The 16729-nt window shown below is 57.0% G+C and carries 18 protein-coding genes and 1 pseudogene; 5 read left to right on the top strand and 14 right to left on the bottom strand.

Annotated elements, in window-relative coordinates; translation table 11 throughout:
- The first annotated feature begins 58 nt into the window (after positions 1 to 58).
- A complete protein-coding gene (pobA, locus tag AERO9A_RS09885) occupies positions 59 to 1243 on the top strand; it encodes a 4-hydroxybenzoate 3-monooxygenase (protein WP_159971796.1) in 1185 nt (394 codons plus the stop codon).
- A 348-nt stretch (positions 1244 to 1591) separates the two neighbouring features.
- Here pobA and AERO9A_RS09880 read toward each other — a convergent pair whose 3' ends face one another.
- The 3 genes from AERO9A_RS09880 to AERO9A_RS09870 all read right to left on the bottom strand — a co-directional run bounded on the left by AERO9A_RS09880 (position 1592) and on the right by AERO9A_RS09870 (position 5962).
- Positions 1592 to 3460 (bottom strand): feruloyl-CoA synthase, encoded by a 1869-nt coding sequence (locus tag AERO9A_RS09880; RefSeq protein ID WP_159971795.1) that lies wholly within the window; start codon positions 3458 to 3460, stop codon positions 1592 to 1594.
- Positions 3461 to 3624: 164 nt separating this feature from the next.
- Positions 3625 to 5067 (bottom strand): aldehyde dehydrogenase, encoded by a 1443-nt coding sequence (locus AERO9A_RS09875; RefSeq protein WP_159971794.1) that lies wholly within the window; start codon positions 5065 to 5067, stop codon positions 3625 to 3627.
- Between the two features lie 64 nt (positions 5068 to 5131).
- Entirely contained in the window at positions 5132 to 5962 is an 831-nt protein-coding gene (locus tag AERO9A_RS09870) for a p-hydroxycinnamoyl CoA hydratase/lyase (RefSeq protein ID WP_159971793.1), read from the bottom strand.
- Between the two features lie 673 nt (positions 5963 to 6635).
- On the opposite strand from AERO9A_RS09870, the pseudogene AERO9A_RS09865 reads away from it, so the two are divergent.
- Positions 6636 to 7076 (top strand): annotated as a pseudogene (locus AERO9A_RS09865) (transposase); the annotation flags it as partial.
- Positions 7077 to 7346: 270 nt separating this feature from the next.
- Here AERO9A_RS09865 and AERO9A_RS09860 read toward each other — a convergent pair.
- The 9 genes from AERO9A_RS09860 to AERO9A_RS09820 all read right to left on the bottom strand — a co-directional run bounded on the left by AERO9A_RS09860 (position 7347) and on the right by AERO9A_RS09820 (position 12235).
- On the bottom strand, positions 7347 to 7637 hold the full coding sequence (locus AERO9A_RS09860) for a hypothetical protein (protein WP_256665899.1): 291 nt from the start codon (positions 7635 to 7637) through the stop codon (positions 7347 to 7349).
- Between the two features lie 102 nt (positions 7638 to 7739).
- Positions 7740 to 8150: a hypothetical protein gene (locus AERO9A_RS09855; RefSeq protein WP_159971792.1), complete on the bottom strand. Its 411-nt coding sequence runs from the start codon at positions 8148 to 8150 to the stop codon at positions 7740 to 7742.
- Positions 8151 to 8232: 82 nt separating this feature from the next.
- Positions 8233 to 8730 (bottom strand): hypothetical protein, encoded by a 498-nt coding sequence (locus tag AERO9A_RS09850; protein WP_159971791.1) that lies wholly within the window; start codon positions 8728 to 8730, stop codon positions 8233 to 8235.
- Positions 8727 to 9218: a YfbU family protein gene (locus AERO9A_RS09845; RefSeq protein ID WP_159971790.1), complete on the bottom strand. Its 492-nt coding sequence runs from the start codon at positions 9216 to 9218 to the stop codon at positions 8727 to 8729. Before AERO9A_RS09845 ends, AERO9A_RS09850 begins: the two co-directional genes overlap by 4 nt.
- An 802-nt stretch (positions 9219 to 10020) precedes the next feature.
- Positions 10021 to 10491 carry a hypothetical protein gene (locus AERO9A_RS09840; protein WP_159971789.1) on the bottom strand — a complete coding sequence of 157 codons (471 nt, stop codon included), beginning with the start codon at positions 10489 to 10491 and terminating at the stop codon, positions 10021 to 10023.
- Positions 10492 to 10578: 87 nt separating this feature from the next.
- Entirely contained in the window at positions 10579 to 11049 is a 471-nt protein-coding gene (locus AERO9A_RS09835) for a hypothetical protein (RefSeq protein WP_159971788.1), read from the bottom strand.
- On the bottom strand, positions 11046 to 11282 hold the full coding sequence (locus AERO9A_RS09830) for a hypothetical protein (protein ID WP_159971787.1): 237 nt from the start codon (positions 11280 to 11282) through the stop codon (positions 11046 to 11048). Before AERO9A_RS09830 ends, AERO9A_RS09835 begins: the two co-directional genes overlap by 4 nt.
- Positions 11283 to 11370: 88 nt before the next feature.
- Positions 11371 to 11877 (bottom strand): HEAT repeat domain-containing protein, encoded by a 507-nt coding sequence (locus AERO9A_RS09825; RefSeq protein ID WP_159971786.1) that lies wholly within the window; start codon positions 11875 to 11877, stop codon positions 11371 to 11373.
- An 82-nt stretch (positions 11878 to 11959) separates the two neighbouring features.
- Positions 11960 to 12235, bottom strand: a complete 276-nt coding sequence (locus tag AERO9A_RS09820) for a hypothetical protein (RefSeq protein ID WP_159971785.1) — start codon at positions 12233 to 12235, stop codon at positions 11960 to 11962.
- Positions 12236 to 12387: 152 nt separating this feature from the next.
- Here AERO9A_RS09820 and AERO9A_RS09815 point away from each other — a divergent pair, with 152 nt between their 5' ends.
- From AERO9A_RS09815 to AERO9A_RS09805, 3 genes are all read left to right on the top strand, one after another.
- Positions 12388 to 12867, top strand: a complete 480-nt coding sequence (locus AERO9A_RS09815) for a hypothetical protein (protein ID WP_159971784.1) — start codon at positions 12388 to 12390, stop codon at positions 12865 to 12867.
- 8 nt (positions 12868 to 12875) lie between these two features.
- Positions 12876 to 13919: a hypothetical protein gene (locus AERO9A_RS09810; RefSeq protein WP_159971783.1), complete on the top strand. Its 1044-nt coding sequence runs from the start codon at positions 12876 to 12878 to the stop codon at positions 13917 to 13919.
- A 76-nt stretch (positions 13920 to 13995) separates the two neighbouring features.
- Complete coding sequence (locus tag AERO9A_RS09805; protein WP_159971782.1) at positions 13996 to 14280, top strand: hypothetical protein; 285 nt, start codon at positions 13996 to 13998, stop codon at positions 14278 to 14280.
- 20 nt (positions 14281 to 14300) lie between these two features.
- On the opposite strand, the gene AERO9A_RS09800 is transcribed toward AERO9A_RS09805, so the two are convergent.
- Complete coding sequence (locus AERO9A_RS09800) at positions 14301 to 15542, bottom strand: MFS transporter (protein ID WP_159971781.1); 1242 nt, start codon at positions 15540 to 15542, stop codon at positions 14301 to 14303.
- Between the two features lie 207 nt (positions 15543 to 15749).
- Complete coding sequence (gene znuA, locus AERO9A_RS09795) at positions 15750 to 16688, bottom strand: zinc ABC transporter substrate-binding protein ZnuA (RefSeq protein WP_159971780.1); 939 nt, start codon at positions 16686 to 16688, stop codon at positions 15750 to 15752.
- Positions 16689 to 16729: the final 41 nt, after the last annotated feature.

Genomic DNA, 16729 nt, shown 5'->3' with positions numbered 1-16729 from the left:
GACATCGATACATCAAAAATACTGATTCCTACATCAGTGCATAACCGGGACAACAATAATGAAAACCCAAGTTGCAATCATCGGTGCCGGCCCGTCCGGCCTGTTGCTCGGCCAGTTGCTGCACAAGGCCGGTATCGACAACGTCATCATCGAACGCCAAAGCCCGGACTACGTGCTCAGCCGCATCCGCGCCGGCGTGCTCGAACAGGGCATGGTCGATCTGCTGCGCGAGGCTGGCGTCAGCGCCCGCATGGAGCGCGAAGGCCTGGTGCATGACGGCTTCGAACTGGCCTTCGACGGCCGCCTGGAGCGCATCGATCTGCGCGGCCTGACAGGTGGCAAGACCGTCATGGTCTACGGCCAAACCGAAGTCACCCGCGATTTGATGGACGCCCGCGTGGCCTGCGGCGCGCCAAGCTTCTACAGCGTCAGCGAGGTCGAACTGCACGACCTCAAGGGCGAGCAGCCCTATGTCACCTTCACCCACGAAGGCCAGCGCATGCGCCTGGATTGCCAGCAGATCGCCGGCTGCGACGGCTTCCATGGTGTATCGCGCCAATCCATTCCCGCAGGCGTGCTCACCGAGTTCGAGCGGGTCTACCCCTTCGGCTGGCTCGGCGTGCTGGCCGACACCCCGCCAGTCAACGAAGAGCTGATCTACGCCAACCACGAGCGCGGCTTTGCCTTGTGCAGCATGCGTTCGCCGACGCGCACCCGCTACTACGTGCAAGTCAGCAGCGAGGAAAAAGTCGAAAACTGGTCGGACGAGCGCTTCTGGGACGAACTCAAGCGCCGCCTGCCCGCACCAACCGCCGCCAAGCTGATCACCGGCCCATCCATCGAGAAGAGCATCGCGCCGCTGCGCAGCTTCGTGGTCGAGCCCATGCAATACGGGCACTTGTTCCTCGTCGGCGACGCCGCGCACATCGTCCCGCCCACCGGCGCCAAGGGCCTTAACCTGGCGGCCAGCGACGTCAACACGCTGTACCGCATCCTGCTCAAGGTGCATCAGGAAGGCCGCACGGAGTTGCTGGAGAAATACTCGGAAATTTGTCTGCGGCGCATCTGGAAGGCTGAGCGTTTCTCCTGGTGGATGACCTCGATGCTGCACCGCTTCCCCGACACTGACGCCTTCAGCCAGCGCATGCAGCAGACCGAATTGGACTACTTCGTCGGCTCCGAAGCCGGGCGCCGCACCATCGCCGAGAACTACGTCGGCCTGCCCTACGAAGCGGTCGAGTAAACGTGCAGGCGGTGGGTCGACGATCCACCGCCCTCGCCATCTGCACGCAAGGAAGTTGCTGCCTTGAGTGCGAACATCGCGGCTCAAGCCCCTCAAAACACTGCAGCCCCTGTAGGAGTGGCTTCAGCCACGATATGAGCAAGCACTGCGCACTCAAGCAGTCCCGATATATGCGTGGCAACGCCTCACCGACAGGCCGGGCTCGCCATGCCCTGCCCACCCGATGCAGATGGCGGCGATACCGTAGCGGGTGCCACGCGTGGCCAGTTGCCTGGCCCCCCTGTGGGTCGCGTTACAGGCCGACAGCAGCTTGCAACGCGATCTGTTCGAAGGCGTCGAACTACCGCGTCATGCCCACGCCTGCGCCACCACGCAGTGCGCCTGCGGGTCGGCATAGAGACGCTCGATAAACTCGGCACGGCGGCTGAGCACCACGCGCTGGTTGAGCGAGCCCTTGTCGGTCACCTCCCCGGCGTCCAGGCTCGGCGCCTCGGTCATCAGGCAAGCCCAGGCGATATGCGAAGCCAGCCCGGTGGCCTCACGATTAAGCTCCAGCAAAAGCCCGGCCAGCCACTGCCGTACCGGCTCAGCCGCCAATACCGACTCGGCACTGGACTCAGCCGACAGCCCGGCCAATTCACGGCAGGCGGGCAGATTGGGGAACACCAGCAAGCCAATGCGCTGACGATCCGGCCCGGTGACCACCACGTCCTGCACATAGGGCGCGCCCTGCAGAATGACGCGGGTGCGCAGCGGCCCAACGCTGACGAACACACCCGTATTGAGTTTGAAGTCCTCGGCGATGCGCCCATCGAACATCAACCCCCAGTGCGGGTTGTCGTCATCGGCAAAGCGCAGGGCATCGCCGGAACGGTAGAAGCCTTCCTCATCGAACGCTTCGTCGTTGAGTTCAGCCTGATGCCAATAGCCAGGCATCACGTGCGGGCCGCGAAAGCGCCCTTCCAGCTTGCCGTCCACCGGCGCCAGTTTGACCTCGCAGCCCGGTGCGGGCAGGCCGATGTAGCCCGCCATCGATAACGGCCCGGTGGTGAAGGTGCAGGACGGCGCCGTCTCGGTCATGCCCAGCCCGGCCATCATGCGGATGCGCTCGCCGCAGTGCTGCTCAGCGATCCGGTCGAGGCGATCCCAGATCGGCTGGCTAAGCCCCGCGCCCGCGAAGAAGAACAACTTCACGCGGGCGAAAAAGCGCTCGCGCAACTCGCCGTCCTGCTCCAGCGCGTTCACCAGTTCCTCCCAGCCCTTGGGCACGGTGAGGTAAGCAGTGGGGGATATTTCCTTGAGATTGCGCAGGGTTTCGCCGAACAACTGCGGCGTTGGCCGACCGTCATCAAGGTACAGACTGCCGCCGTTGTACAACACGATGCCGACGTTGTGGCTACCGCCGAAGGTGTGGTTCCACGGCAACCAGTCCACCAGCACTGGCGGCTCTTCGGCGAATACCGGGAAAGTCTGCAACAGCATCTGCTGATTGGCGCAGAGCATGCGCTGGGTGGTGACCACCGCCTTGGGCAGCTTGGTCGAGCCACTGGTGAAAAGGAACTTGGCGATGCTTTCCGGCCCGGTGCGAGCGAAAGCGGCATCGGCGCGTGTCGGCTCGCACGGCGTCAATAGCGCGTCGAAGTGCTGCACATCGCGCCCGGCCAGCTCGCCCTGCACCAGCAGCACCGGCACCTCAGCAGGCAGCACCGCCTCAATGGCGCGACTGAAAGCAGCGCCATCGGCAGCCATCACCAGACCAGGGCGCAGCAAATCAACGATGTGCTGCAGCTTGGTGTAATCACGCGCCACGGTGGAATAGGCAGGCGACACCGGGCAGTACGGCACGCCGATGTACATAGCAGCCAACGCCAGTTGCAGATGCTCCAGATCATTGCCGGAGAGAATCACCAGCGGGCGCTCGGCGCTCAACTCGTAGTCGAGCAAGTGCGCGGCGATGCAACGGACGCGCGCCAGCATCTGCCGATAACTGATACGTTGCCACTGCCCGTCGCTGCCACGGCGAGCGATAAAGGTTTGCTCGCTGCGCACCTCGGCCCAGTGCAGCAGGCGATCGAGCAAGCGCGCGGGCAAAGCCGCCAGAGCCTCGCGCGAGCGCAGGTAGGTATTGCCGGCGTATGACTCGATTTCGACATCCGGCCGCCCCAGCGATACGGGGCGATAGCGGATTGCCGATTGCGAGGAGGATTCATTGTTCATCTGTTATCACCTCCGGCCATGCCTTCAGGCACAGCGCGACGCCAGGCATTGGCCCGGCCAGTTCAATTCATGCACCTAGACGCCTGGCCTCAATCGCGCACGTTGCATAGCCGTGGCTCACCTGTCGGCAAGCCACGCCAACGGCGCCGATCAGGCAAGGCCTGTCAGATCGGGTAATGCCGTGGGCTGTTCTGCACCGTCACCCAACGCAACTGGGTGAAGTGCTCAAGGCTCGCGCTGGAACCAAAGCTGCCGTAACCGCTGGCCTTCACCCCGCCAAAAGGCATCGGCGCCTCGTCATGCACGGTTGGGCCGTTGATATGGCAGATGCCCGACTCGACCCGCTGCGCCAACGTCAACGCACGGGAAACGTCCCGGCTGAAGATCGCCGCCGACAGACCGAACTCCGAATCGTTGGCCAGGCGCAACAGCTCCTCATCGCCCTCCCCGCGCAGGATCACCGCCACCGGGCCGAACGACTCCTCGCGGTACAGGCGCATGGCCGGCGTCACGCGGTCGAGCAATACCGGCTGCATCACACTGCCGTCGATCTGCCCGCCAGCAAGGAGCACGGCGCCCTTGTCCACAGCGTCCTGCACCAGCGCCATGATGCGCTCACCGGCGGCGGCGTCGATCAGCGAACCGAGCACGGCTTCACCCGGCAAACCGGCCTTGAGCGTGCCGACCTTGGCGGCAAGGCGCGCGGCGAAATCGTCGGCGATGCGCTCGTCGACCACCAGACGCTCAGTGGACATGCAAATCTGCCCCTGATTGAAGTAAGCACCGAAAGCCGAAGCGGCCACCGCCTGCTCCAGATCCGCGTCATCGAGCACCAGCAAAGGCGCCTTGCCGCCCAGCTCCAGCACCGCCGGTTTCAGATGTTTCGCGGCGAGCTGGCCGATGATGCGCCCGACATGGGTGGAGCCAGTGAAGTTGACACGACGCACCGCCGGGTTAGCCACCAGCCGCTCGACGATGGCAGCGGCATCGGCTGGAGCATTGCTGATGACGTTGACCACGCCATCACCAAGACCGGCCTGCTGCAGCACCTCGCCGATTAACGCGTGCACCGCCGGGCTGTTCTCCGACGCCTTGAGCACCACCGTGTTGCCACAGGCCAAAGGCATGGCCAAGGCGCGAGTGCCAAGAATGATCGGCGCATTCCACGGGGCGATGCCCAGCACCACACCACACGGCTGACGCAGCGCCATGGCGAAGCTGCCCGGCACGTCGGAGGGAATCACCTCACCCTTGATCTGCGTGGTCATAGCGGCAGCATCGCGCAGCATATTGGCCGCCAGCTTGACGTTGAAGCCGTACCAGTCAGCCGTGGCGCCGGTCTCCACAGCCATGGCCATAAAGCGCTCACGATTGGCTTCCAGCAAACGGGCGGCCTCCAGCAGGCGCGCACGGCGCTCCCCCGGCCCCAGCGCGGCCCAGGCTGGGAAAGCCGCCTGCGCGGCAGCGACAGCGGCATCGGCGTCTTCGAGGGTGGCAGCGGCCACACGACTAACGACCTCACCGGTAAACGGACTGCGGCGCTCGAACAGCGCACCACTGGCGGCAGGGCGCATCTGCCCGGCGATCAGCAAAGGCACATCGAACATGGTCTGGCTCCATCTTGTGATTGTTATTCAGGGGCGGCCACGCACAACCGCCCCGAGCACACGTTTAGCGTTTGTAGGCTTGCAGACCCGGCTTGATGCTCTTCTCGTCGAGGAACTGCTTCATGCCCTGCTCACGACCGCCCTCTTTATCCAGCAGGCGCGACTGGTCGAGTTTGGCGTAGAGGTAATCTTCGTTCTGCTCCCAGGTCAGCTCGCGGCAACGCTTGAAGCCAATCTTCGCCGCACGCATCACCACCGGATTCTTCTCCAGCAGATTACGCGCCAGCTCAACAGTCGTCTCACGCAGTTGCGCCAGCGGCACGCTCTCATTAACCAGCCCCATCTCGGCGGCTTTCTGCCCGCCGAAGGTCTTGCCGGTCATGATGTAGTACAGCGACTGACGATGGCCCACGGTGTCGGCCATGGCCTTGCTCACCAGGTTGCCCGGCGGGATGCCCCAGTTGATTTCCGACAGGCCAAAAGTCGCCTCATCGGCGCAGATGGCCAGATCGCACGCCACCAGCGGGCTGAAGCCACCGCCGAAGCACCAGCCGTTGACCATGGCAATCGTCGGTTTGGCGTACATGCGCAGCAGCTTCCACTGCCAGGTTGAGGCTTCACGGCGAATCTTCTCCTGCAGGATTTCCGGGCCAGCATCGACCTCACGGAAGTATTCCTTGAGATCCATGCCTGCGGTCCAGGACTCACCGGCGCCGGTCAGCACCAGCACACCGACGTCGGCGTCCTGCTCCAGGGTTTCCAGCACATCGACCATCTCGCGGTTGAGGGTCGGGCTCATGGCGTTGCGTTTTTCCGGGCGATTGAGAGTGACCCAGCCGATGCCCTCTTCGACGTCGACCTTCACGGTTTGCCAGCGCGCTTCGTACTTGCTCATAGGGGGTGTCCTGCATGTGTGGGGTAGATGGGCTCAAGGTAGGCCGAGCAGATAGTTATGTCAATTAACTATTTGCTCGAAATGTTCGATCACCGCACCGATACACACGATGGATGAAGCGCCATCGAGCACATGATTAACCTGATTAACAAAAAGCTCACCAACAGAGGCGCACGGCAGACGTGCCACGCCCAGACGACGCCTGCCCCATTGCCGCGCCTGGCACCAGGTGGAGCCCAAGATCAAGCAACATAAAGCCGCATCATAGAGCAGAGAACGTAGCCGACAGCCAAATCGAACGAGCGCTCAAGTGAGCAGAAAGCCGCCAGAACAGGACTAATCATTAACAGTAAAAACTAAAAAAAACCCCATAAAGCAAGTCGTTTCAACCACTAGAAGCAGCAAAAAACACACGCCCCATAAAAATTCAGGCAGCCGTCATCAGGTAATGGTTAAGCAATGCAATCGTTCCCTACACACACGACTCACCCTTTACTGAGCGCGTCGCCAGAAGCACGACTCACCGCCAAAGCTCGATGAACGTGCAAAAAAGAGAAGCGACTGACCGCTAGACCCCCCCCGGCTGGCTAAAAATAAATCGGTCATATTTTCGTCAGCCTGGACGGCGCGGAGCCTGAAAATGGTGGGCAAGCTGCGCGTTGCCACCCTACGCGCTGACGATGACATCGTGCGCAAACTGGATGAGGTCAGTGGCATTGGCCTGCTGACTGCCAGCGCCCTGACTGCCGCCGTCGGCAAGCCCGAACGCTTTGCCAATGGTCGCCAGCTCAGCGCCTGGCTGGGTATGACGCCGCGTGAGTTCAGCAGTGGCAATAGTCGCAAACTCGGCCATATCAGCCGACAGGGTAATTTCTATGTCCGCACGTTATTGATCCACGGCTCACGTGCAGCTTTGCTGGCGGCACAACGCTGCCAGGCCCGTACACCGGAAAAGCTGACGCAGTTACAGCGCTGGGCTGTGCAGACGGCAGAGCGTATCGGCCACAACAAGGCAGCGGTGGCCCTGGCCAACAAACTGGTGCGGATCTGCTGGGCGGTGTGGTGCCATGAGCGGCGCTTCAATGGCAATTGGCAGAGCGTAAAGCCCGCCTGACGGCGGGGGTAATCAGTAAAGGTGTGATGGTTTTCTTGTGGTTGTGGTGAATAGCGAAACTGTCGGAACAGGCGAGTCCTGCAGCGGAGCAAGGCCGATAACAAGTGTGATCACCGTGATCGATTGAACGCTTGGCCCCCGCTGCGCGAACTACAGAATGGCCAGGGCGTGAGCGCCCACAACAGGCCGGATATACGAATGCAACCGCGCTGACGACAGGTTCGAAAAGCTATTACTCACTACTTGTGGGGAGAGTCCATATACCAATTGTTATGAGCCTTCACTGAACTCAAGACGTGCTGTTTGCCATTGCTCCCAGGCATGTTCTGGATTTAGGTCTGGATAGCCTCTGGATTCCTCCATCTGCATTTTCACTGAAGCTGGAAGCATCATACAAACAGCGTTGTCTCTAATTTCTATAACCTCGGCTTCAGTTAGTGGAGAGCCTTTTTCTCGTTCTTTGTTTAGCAGAATGACGATCAAGGCTGGAATGGGTGTTGGCACCAATTCTTCTTCCTTGCGATCATCAGGCTTCCTTTTTGCGAATAGTTTTTTGAACATCCGATCTGCCTTATGGCTCATAACGCCCACATAAACGGCACGCGGTTTTTTGCGTGTCCGGCGACCGGTAGGGAGCGAATTTGATGTGTTTGTTAGGCAATATCACGCAACAACCGCCAACACGACTAATACAAAAGCAAAGATAAAGGTTATCACCTGTACATTGAAGCAAACTACTTGTGTTTGGCTTGGAGGACGTTCAAACCATCCTGGGTTAGCTCTCTTTTCTTCGAGTACTTCCTCAGCCAGTTTATACGCACGTTTGAGGTCGTAAAGAGGCTGTGCCATAACTAGGTATTGAACCCAAACACCTGAAAGGATTGATAAGGAGTGAACAACCACCGCTGATTTTAACATTAAAGAAAGCTGGCCTGCACTGGCACTTTGCAAGCCCACAACAAGTGTTATGAAGGTGACGGAAAGACCGAGCATAAGGCGAGTAAAACCATCATATTTCTCCTCATGCTCTTTCATGAAGACTTCCCGAGCTTTCTTGTAAGAATCAAGATCCATTCAGGTTTCCTTGCCTAACGTTTGGTTAAGGGGCCGGCTTTAGCCGGTCCCAGCGAGCGGAGCGAGCGAATTGAACCAGTTGTTAAGCGCCGCTAACTACGGACTCTTTCTTGCTCGTGAACTCTCTTTTGAGTATTGGTGAGAAACTCGCTAGCTTGTTTAAAATGCTATTTCCGTGTTCGGAGATATTGTTTATAGAGCTAGACTTTCTAAAAAGTTGAAGAGTTTTCTCGATGTCATCGTAGAATTTGTCGGCAACATTTTCATGCTCGCCTTCAAAGTACTCGTTGTAAGACTTTAGTGTGTGCATGAATGAGAGAAGTGACTCGGAGTCTGCGTGATGATCAATCCCTGCAAGCGCCTTAGGGTTGGAGGCTCCGTATTTAGTGAATTTCTTTTGTGCAGTGCTAAGTAGGGCCTGTAACTCAGCCAATTCTGATGTTTTTCTGTGGCCGATTAGTTGATCTTTTATACGTTGGGCTAGTTGTGCTGCTGTTTTGGATTTATTAGCCTCCTTCCATGCCCATATGGCGCCCAATATAGATGCTATAGATCCAATAACTGAAATGGCATCAATCATGCTGCCACCACGGCTTCAATTTCCTCTTCGCTTAACTCGAAAGAGTCGAGGCTTTTCCATACGGTTAGCATGCGAGAGTATTTCCCTAGCATAGGGCAGTGACTGTTGAAATCGCAGTAGTCTGAGTCGTAAGTCAGTTCTCTGAATCTGTCTAAATCATTGATGAAGTATTGTGTATAGCCCATCTGGGCTGTTTCGTTATTTCCGTCGAATCCTCGAAATTTTAGTTTGCTTGGAATTTCCTCTCCGTCATGGAGGCGTTCCCAGGAAAATGTAATAGACCTGTACATGTCTAGAATATCCAATACTTGCTTGCATTGGTCTTCTGAAAGTGGATCGCTAATGCTTTCTACGAGCCATGAGTAGTGTAATTCATAGCCGTGTTCTAATGCCTTTCTGTTTTTTGCGTAATACTCGGCTTCTTCTGGGTATAGCTTCTCCAATATCAACATCTGGTTGATAAAGTTTAGTCGTTCGAATTTATCCAAAATTTTCTCCAAGGTGCTTAACGTTTGGTTAAGGGGCGGGCTTTAGCCCGTCCCAGTGAGCGCAGCGAACGATTTGAATCTGTTGTTAGGCTATGTAAGATTTATTCTTGTTTCGTCTAGAGGCGATATAGCTTGCTTCTGGGGAGAAACGAAGTTTATGCCTGAAATTGGTGACTCAGTAGATTGGCAAAAGCCCCAATAAGGCCCGCGCTCGCCATCCTTTGGGTAGGCCACGATGCTAATTGAGCTTTCATCCGTGTACTCCGTGTATATGCCAAGAAACATTCTGGATCTAACCACTTCTGGCTCTTTAGAGAACGGATTACGCTCTGGGAGCACCATTCCGAGTACCAACGCCAGATCTTCATCTGGAAGTGCTTTGAGTGCGGCCACTAATTCAAGGTTGGTCATTCTTTCTTGATTGCCTAACGTAGGAAGCTAAGCGGCGCTCGCTCGCTTTTGGCGAGCGTCCGCTTCAGCGACTGGTTATCCATCAATTCACTCCGCTCTGCGCAGCAGAGCTGTAAATGCAATGAAAACTCGGGCGGGATAAAAATGAAAAAATCACGTTGTAACGCAGTATAGACACTCGGCGTGCGCCTTAACTTCGTTAAGCTCCGCCGAGTGTCTATACTGCGTAATAGCTGCTTTTTCGATTTTTCGCCAGCCTGATTCCTTGGCATTTACGGTTCCTTGAACTCGGTCTGTCTATTGCATGGATAACGATTAAGCTAAGGGACGGGCTTTAGCCCGTCCCAGCGAACGAAGTGAGCGATTTGAGCGTCTTGTTAGGCATGATAACTCAGTACTGTAAAAGCTCATTATTAACACAGTCATTCAGAACGCCCGATATTTTTTTGCCGATTATTTTTAATACTTCAGATATCTCATTGTTCTTGGGGTCAACAGTATCACCGAAGGCAAAGACGAACATCTCTTGGCCTGTAAGAGTGATTTGGTCTGGGGCTGTTGATTGAATGGCAAGCCTTGCATCACAACGCGACAGTTTACGATATATCTCGCTATCTTCGCTTAGACCTGCCCATTCAGCAAATTCTCTATTTTCTTCAGGAACCCACTCTGGATCGTTTTCGATTTGAATTATAAAGGGGGTGGGAGTTAGAACTATTAATTGCGGTACAACTACACCGAAGCCACTCCATTCCGTAGAAATAGTCTTCCAATTCGTATTGCTTTCAACCTGTTCAGCGATTGATTGTAGTTCTACGTGAATTTCACTGGAATCGTAGCAAATGTGGGCTGAAGAAATCATTCGAAGAATGCCTAACGTTTGGTTAAGGGGCGGGCTTTAGCCCGTCCCAGCGAGCACAGCGAGCGATTTGAACCATTTGTTATACGCTTACCTGGATACCCAATGAATTTCTGACAGCTCTTCGCCAGAAGATTCTTGCCAGATCAGCTTTACTTGATATTTAAGCGGGCTGTTCATGTGCATGCCCGCCAAGAGCTTGATACGTGAATTTGGCTTCATTTCCGCATAGGGAAGGATGTGGTTAACTTCGCTTGTTAAAGGGTTATCTTGGCAATCAACAAGCTCAAGATTGACCTTGTATGCGCTACCTTTTCCAGTGTTGGAAATTATGAAATGGCTGGAACTTCCCAGCTTTGTAATTGCCACATTTAACTGAGGCTTGGTTTTTAAGTTCTCTTGCTCTTCTATGCTCTTGATTTGAAGCCTAGAAAGCTCTGCGGTTATTCGCTCAAGCTCAAGTTGCTCTGCTGCAAGTTTACGAGTTCGCACAAGGGAAACCGCAGATATTACGATGGCAATGATTGATGTCAAGAGTGTGAGCAGTTCGTAAGGCGTCACTTAAACTTTCCCTTGAATGCTTTCTTTAGCATTGCCTCAATCTCTTTTTTTGCCTCAGGGATGATGGCTTCCTTTGCTTGCTGAACACCCACTTCTTTTAGGTCGCAAAGCATTATTTGATGCCCGCAAAAAACACACTTTACAAAATCATCATCTTGTACGTTATCTGGTTGCTCGAAGTCTGTATGGCCGCATTGCGGGCATTGTATGGCGATGTTTTTTGTCTTGATCATGCTCCAATCTCCGAAAGCGTATAACGTTTGGTTAAGGGGCGGGCTTTAGCCCGTCCCAGTGAGCGAAGCGAACGGTTTGAACCATTTGTTAGGCATTGCCACTATTAAGCATAATATTACGTAGAGCTACTTCTGCTTGGAAAGCCACGTGTTCGCTTTTGCTAGTTAAACAAACTTTTATGGCATCAATTTCCGCAGGGCCTACGGTGTTCATTCGAGCGAGTGCGCTCAGGGCGTCACATACGACAAATTCGCTGCTGTCCGATAACTTTTTCACAAAAACATTATTTAGTTCAGCGCTATTTTTGTTGATTCTAGACAGTGCGTAGATTGAGGCTTGTCGTACGCCGAGATTATTGCTGTCGGTAAGTTTGATAATTTTTGCGACAGCATTTATCGATCTTTCCCCTAAAGAACCTAGTGCGCCTACACACCAGAAGACAACATCATCATTCTCTGATCCTAATGCATCTATAAGGCTAGGAATGTCTACATCAGCATCGTAACTTAAACCGCCCAATGCAAGAGTGGCCGATTGCCTTTCACTCTCGTTATTAGATGTTATCCAGTGAATCCATTTTTGTGTTTGATTCATATGTCACTCGGAGAGTGCCTAACGTTTGGTTAAGGGGCGGGCTTTAGCCCGTCCCAGTGAGCGTAGCGAACAATTTGAACCACTAGTTAGAGGCACGCACCTCGTTCAGAACATTTTCAATACGCTGTAGCAAGCCACGCTCTCCATAAAGCGCAGGTTGACCGTCTGCGCCCGGCTCAAAGTATTCCAACTGCTCCGTAAAATTGTTAATGGCTTTCCAAACTGGAGTTTCTTGAGCTGTTTCCTGATCACTCAATTGCCAGTAAATGGTTTCAAACTCAACTATGCATGACGCAAGGTCAGAGTCACGAGATATTGCCGACTCCAGTAAAGCTATTAGTGATTCTGGCACCTGCATAACTCGGGCCTCTAACAGTGATTAGGGATGGTCTGAAATAGCCCGACATTTCCGGCCGACTTCGACCTCTGCCGATTTTGAACGCACCGACCAGTCAAAACCGGTCAGGTTGTCCGCTCAGCGCTTCGTTTTTGGCCGTCACGAGCACCGGCATGGTCACGATCTTCGATTACGACAATATGGGCGAGTACAAACGCAGCGGCACCATCGGTGAGTTCACCTACCCCTTTCATGAGTTCGATGCCTATATCAGCAGCGGCCCGGATCGTCAGGGGTTGATCTGGTATCAACTGCATCTGGTGCATCGCTATCACGACCTGGCCATCGATCTTTCCCCCATCGTGCCCAAGGACTCCAGCATGTCGCCGCACTTCGCGGCCTGGGACTTTCTGCAGAACTACATGGACATTGGCCGCCCGCTGCCGGATATCCCGCTGTTCGAGCAGCACCGCGCGAACGACCCGACCACGGCGGCACATGACCGCCGCACGGGCCGCCCCGAGCGCTATTGGCGTGATATGGACGATAAGACCTGGGAGGCGCAATTGATGCAGAACCTGGGCCGGGTCAACGCCTATGACATCACAGGCCGGCTTAACCTGATGGATCGCCATGTGCGTTATGCCGATTGATTGCCCCCATGACTGCCCACTACAGCCCCAGCGCCTACCAGCCAGCGCGCATTCCCGATCAGCCTGCAGCGACCAAGCGCAGTTGGCTGTTCCGCTTTGGCAACTCGCGCCTGCCCTGGGGGCATACCGAGGACATCGTGCCTCTCAGCATGCTGCGGCAAAGCACGCCTGCTGGGTTGCGCACTCATGAGAAGTACAAACAGGACGTGGCCGCCGGACTTCGCCAGGAAGAAAAGTTCGCGCAACGTGATTACCACCATATCAACGATCACGAGCGCATTCGCTATGCCCCATTCTCCAAAAGTACGACCTTCTGGTTTTATCTATTGGGAGGAGGGCGTTTTGTTTTTTGGGTGATGGCAATTTTTCTGCCATTGACCTGGCTGGTAGGTGCTGCTGCTCTAGACGACGAATATCTCACTAACTTACTGGCAATAATCAAGGAAACTGCATGGACTTTTTTGGTGCCCCTCGCCTGCTGGGCCATAGGCTCCCTAGTCGTTAACAAATTTACCAACTGGGTCGTTCGCCCTTCCAAAGGGCCGCTGTGGGAGTTCAACCGCCGTACCGGCATGGTCACGATCTTCGATTACGACAATATGGGCGAGTACAAACGCAGCGGCACCATCGGTGAGTTCACCTACCCCTTTCATGAGTTCGATGCCTATATCAGCAGCGGCCCGGATCGTCAGGGGCTGATCTGGTATCAACTGCATCTGGTGCATCGCTATCACGACCTGGCCATCGATCTTTCCCCCATCGTGCCCAAGGACTCCAGCATGTCGCCGCACTTCGCGGCCTGGGACTTTGTGCAGAACTACATGGACATTGGTCGGCCACTGCCGGATATCCCGTTGTTCGAGAAACACCGCACAAACGACCCGACCACGGCGGCACATGACCGCCGCACGGGCCGCCCCGAGCGCTATTGGCGTGATATGGACGATAAGACCTGGGAGGCGCAGTTGAAGCAGAACCTGGCCCGCGTCAACGCCTATGACATCACCGGGCGCCTCAACCTTATGGATCGCCATGTGCGTTATGCCGATTAATTCCGGACAGCGCGATAGGCTGCTGTCAGAATCGCCCCGCTACATCCCGCATAGCCTTCAAATCTAAGGAAAACCCATGAAGAAAATGGATTTCAGAATGCCACTAGGCACCGTCATTCATCTACTCGCCGTAGTCTGGATCAGCATAGAGCCGCGTTATGAAGGCCTGTATATCTGGATGCTGCCATTCGTGGCGTTGAATCTTGTCGGCATGCTGCTGGTCGCGCTCGACAAAACCAAAGTGGGGGCCATCCTGTTCATCATCGGTTGCGTGCCTTTCGTGCCTGTCGGCGTCATCGGCATCCTCGGCGCGAAGAAATCGCTTCAGCGCTCGAATACGCTCTCTCTGAGCAATGCCTGATAGGCCAAACTCCGCCGTTCTCAATCCTGAGTTCGGCGGCCATGTATCAACACCATAACCAGCACCAACACCCCTACTCCCCCCGCCCCGACGAATAATCCTTCATACCCCAGCCACTTCGCCAGCACCCCGCTGCTGGCGCCGACGAAGCCCGAAAGCAGCACCTGCGCCGAAGCCTGCAGGGTGAAGTCGGCGCCTTCGTGTTCGGGGCGGCACATGCACATCATGGCGGCGAACAGAGCGACGGTGGACATGCCGTCGGCCACCTGTTCGAACAGGGTCACGGCGTAGACCAGCCCGGTGTTGGCGCCCTGCCCCACCAGCAAGGCCAGCGCGGCGATGCCGATGGCCTGCAGGGCGCCAAACAGGATCAGCGCACGCAGCACACCGATACGGGCGTAGAGCAGGCCACCAAGCAAGGCGCCGCCGATGCCGGCCAGGCTGCTGATCAGGGTCAGTTGGCCGAGCGCTGCGGTGCTCCAGCCCTGATCCACCAGCATCGGCTTGAGCATCGGCGAGCCGAGCGAGTCGCCGAGTTTGAAGGTGAGCACCACTGCCAGCCACAGCAACATGCCGGGCTGCGCCAGCAGGCCGCGATAGTGGTCGAGCAGCAGACGCGGGCCGAGGGCGCGTTCCGCCTGGGCGGGTTGGAAAGGCAGCACGCGGCGCTCGGGGAACAAGCAGATCGGCACGGTCATCAGCAGGATCAGGCCGGCCAACAAACCCAGCGTCAGGTTCCAGCCCAGCGGGTCAATCACCAGCAGCAGGCCGCTGCCGCTTACGATCATGCCGACCTTGTAGCCGCCCACTTGCAGGCTGTTGCCCAGACCGCGCCAGCGTTCGGGCAGCAGGCGTACGGTAAGGCCATCGGTGGCCACGTCCTGGGTCGCGGCCAGCAGGTTGATCAGCAGCAAGAGACCGAGCAGCCACCACAGGCCGGCGCCGAACAGGGTCTGCGGTGCCAGCATCGCAAGCACGGCGACGCAACCGGTCACCCCGCTTTGCAGTGGCAGAATCCAGCCACGGTGGTGGCCGAAGCGAGGTGAAGCCAAGCGATCAATCCAGGGCGCCCAGAACACCTTGAGCAACCAGGGCAGCGCCAGCAGTTTGAGCAGGCCGATCAAGGCCAGATCGACGCCGTGCTGGCGCAGCAGCACCGGCAACGAGTGGGCGATAAGCCCGGAGGGCAGGCCCTGCGCGCAATAGAGCGAGGCCAGCAGCACCAGTGTGGCGTTGGACGGGCGAGGTGCAGTGGGCGGCATGGCGGGCGCTCGCGGCAAAAGCGCAAGCCTAGTGGTTTGCGCCTGCGAGCGGCAACGTGGCGGTGGTTACAGTTCGTAGCTTGGCGGGTCGCGGCTGAAGCCCCTCCCACAAAAGCCCCGGCCAGCCCGCTGACCTGGATGCAATCCGGGGCCTCGTCAATCGCGAATAAATTCGCTCCTACACAGGGTCTGCCGCTGGACTGTGCCCTACAGGCTATTCAGGCACTCACTCAGGCCGTTGGCCAGGTTCTGCAGCAGATGTTCGTAGCCGTTGGCATCGACCGGCAGGGTGCCGCCCAGGGCGTCGAGTTCGGCCAGCTTGACCGGAAGGCCAGCGGTCAGGGTTTCGGCCAGGCGTGGGCGCATAGGCGGCTCACTGAATACGCAGCTCGGGCCAGCCTGTTGCAGGCGCTCACGCATGGCGGCGACGTGCTGGGCACCGGGCTGCACTTCGGTGAGCACGCTGAATACACCGGCATGTTCAAGGCCATAGGTGGACTCGAAGTAGTCGAAAGCCTCGTGGAAGACGAAGTAGGGCTTGCCGTGCAGGGCCGTCATTTGCGGGCGAATGCGCGTGTCGAGCGCATCCAGACGCTGCTCGAAGGCTTGCAGGTTGGCGGCGTAGCGCTGCGCGTTGGGCGCATCCAGTTGGCTCAGATCGGCGGCCATGCGGGCGGCGATCACCCGTGCATTGGTCGGCAGCAGCCAGAGGTGGGCGTCCAGGCTACCGGGGCGATGCTCGTGGTCATGGCCCAGCTCATCGCTGGCATGGTCGTGCTCATCAGCATGCTCGTCGTGGTCATGCTCAGCATGGCCCTCGCCAAAGCGGCGCAGGCTCATGCCGGGCAAATCCTGCACCGCTACCTGCGGCTTGTCGCGACCGTCCAGCACGCGCGGCAAAAAGGCCTCCATATCCGGGCCGATCCAGTACAGCAGGTCGGCCTCGCGCACCCGCCGTACGTCGGATGGGCGCAGCGCGTAGTGGTGTGGCGAGGCGCCAGGCGGCAGCAGCACTTCAGGCTCGCCGACGCCGTCCTGCACCGCTGCGGCGATCAATTGCAGCGGCTTGATACTGGTCAGAACGCGCACCTCAGCCTGGGCGCTGGCGACGAAAAACAGGGCAATAAGGCAGAAAAGACGCAACACGGGGCATACTCAAGCGGGATTGAACAGGTAACATAATAACG

The organism is Pseudomonas sp. 8Z (assembly GCF_902506535.1).
Classification (GTDB): Bacteria; Pseudomonadota; Gammaproteobacteria; order Pseudomonadales; family Pseudomonadaceae; genus Aquipseudomonas.
Note: the sequence above shows the minus strand (reverse complement) of the source record. Positions and strands in the feature narration are given on the sequence as shown.

Bases quoted from the DNA above. Each gene is read 5' to 3' on its own strand.
- AERO9A_RS09875 (WP_159971794.1), bottom strand. From the start codon at position 5,067: ATGTTCGATGTGCCTTTGCTGATCGCCGGGCAGATGCGCCCTGCCGCC.
- AERO9A_RS09820 (WP_159971785.1), bottom strand. From the start codon at position 12,235: ATGCAGGTGCCAGAATCACTAATAGCTTTACTGGAGTCGGCAATATCT.
- AERO9A_RS09800 (WP_159971781.1), bottom strand. From the start codon at position 15,542: ATGCCGCCCACTGCACCTCGCCCGTCCAACGCCACACTGGTGCTGCTG.
- AERO9A_RS09810 (WP_159971783.1), top strand. From the start codon at position 12,876: ATGACTGCCCACTACAGCCCCAGCGCCTACCAGCCAGCGCGCATTCCC.
- AERO9A_RS09870 (WP_159971793.1), bottom strand. From the start codon at position 5,962: ATGAGCAAGTACGAAGCGCGCTGGCAAACCGTGAAGGTCGACGTCGAA.
- AERO9A_RS09830 (WP_159971787.1), bottom strand. From the start codon at position 11,282: ATGATCAAGACAAAAAACATCGCCATACAATGCCCGCAATGCGGCCAT.
- AERO9A_RS09840 (WP_159971789.1), bottom strand. From the start codon at position 10,491: ATGATTTCTTCAGCCCACATTTGCTACGATTCCAGTGAAATTCACGTA.
- AERO9A_RS09815 (WP_159971784.1), top strand. From the start codon at position 12,388: ATGGTCACGATCTTCGATTACGACAATATGGGCGAGTACAAACGCAGC.
- AERO9A_RS09860 (WP_256665899.1), bottom strand. From the start codon at position 7,637: ATGTTCAAAAAACTATTCGCAAAAAGGAAGCCTGATGATCGCAAGGAA.
- AERO9A_RS09825 (WP_159971786.1), bottom strand. From the start codon at position 11,877: ATGAATCAAACACAAAAATGGATTCACTGGATAACATCTAATAACGAG.
- AERO9A_RS09850 (WP_159971791.1), bottom strand. From the start codon at position 8,730: ATGATTGATGCCATTTCAGTTATTGGATCTATAGCATCTATATTGGGC.
- AERO9A_RS09855 (WP_159971792.1), bottom strand. From the start codon at position 8,150: ATGGATCTTGATTCTTACAAGAAAGCTCGGGAAGTCTTCATGAAAGAG.
- AERO9A_RS09880 (WP_159971795.1), bottom strand. From the start codon at position 3,460: ATGAACAATGAATCCTCCTCGCAATCGGCAATCCGCTATCGCCCCGTA.
- pobA (WP_159971796.1), top strand. From the start codon at position 59: ATGAAAACCCAAGTTGCAATCATCGGTGCCGGCCCGTCCGGCCTGTTG.
- AERO9A_RS09805 (WP_159971782.1), top strand. From the start codon at position 13,996: ATGAAGAAAATGGATTTCAGAATGCCACTAGGCACCGTCATTCATCTA.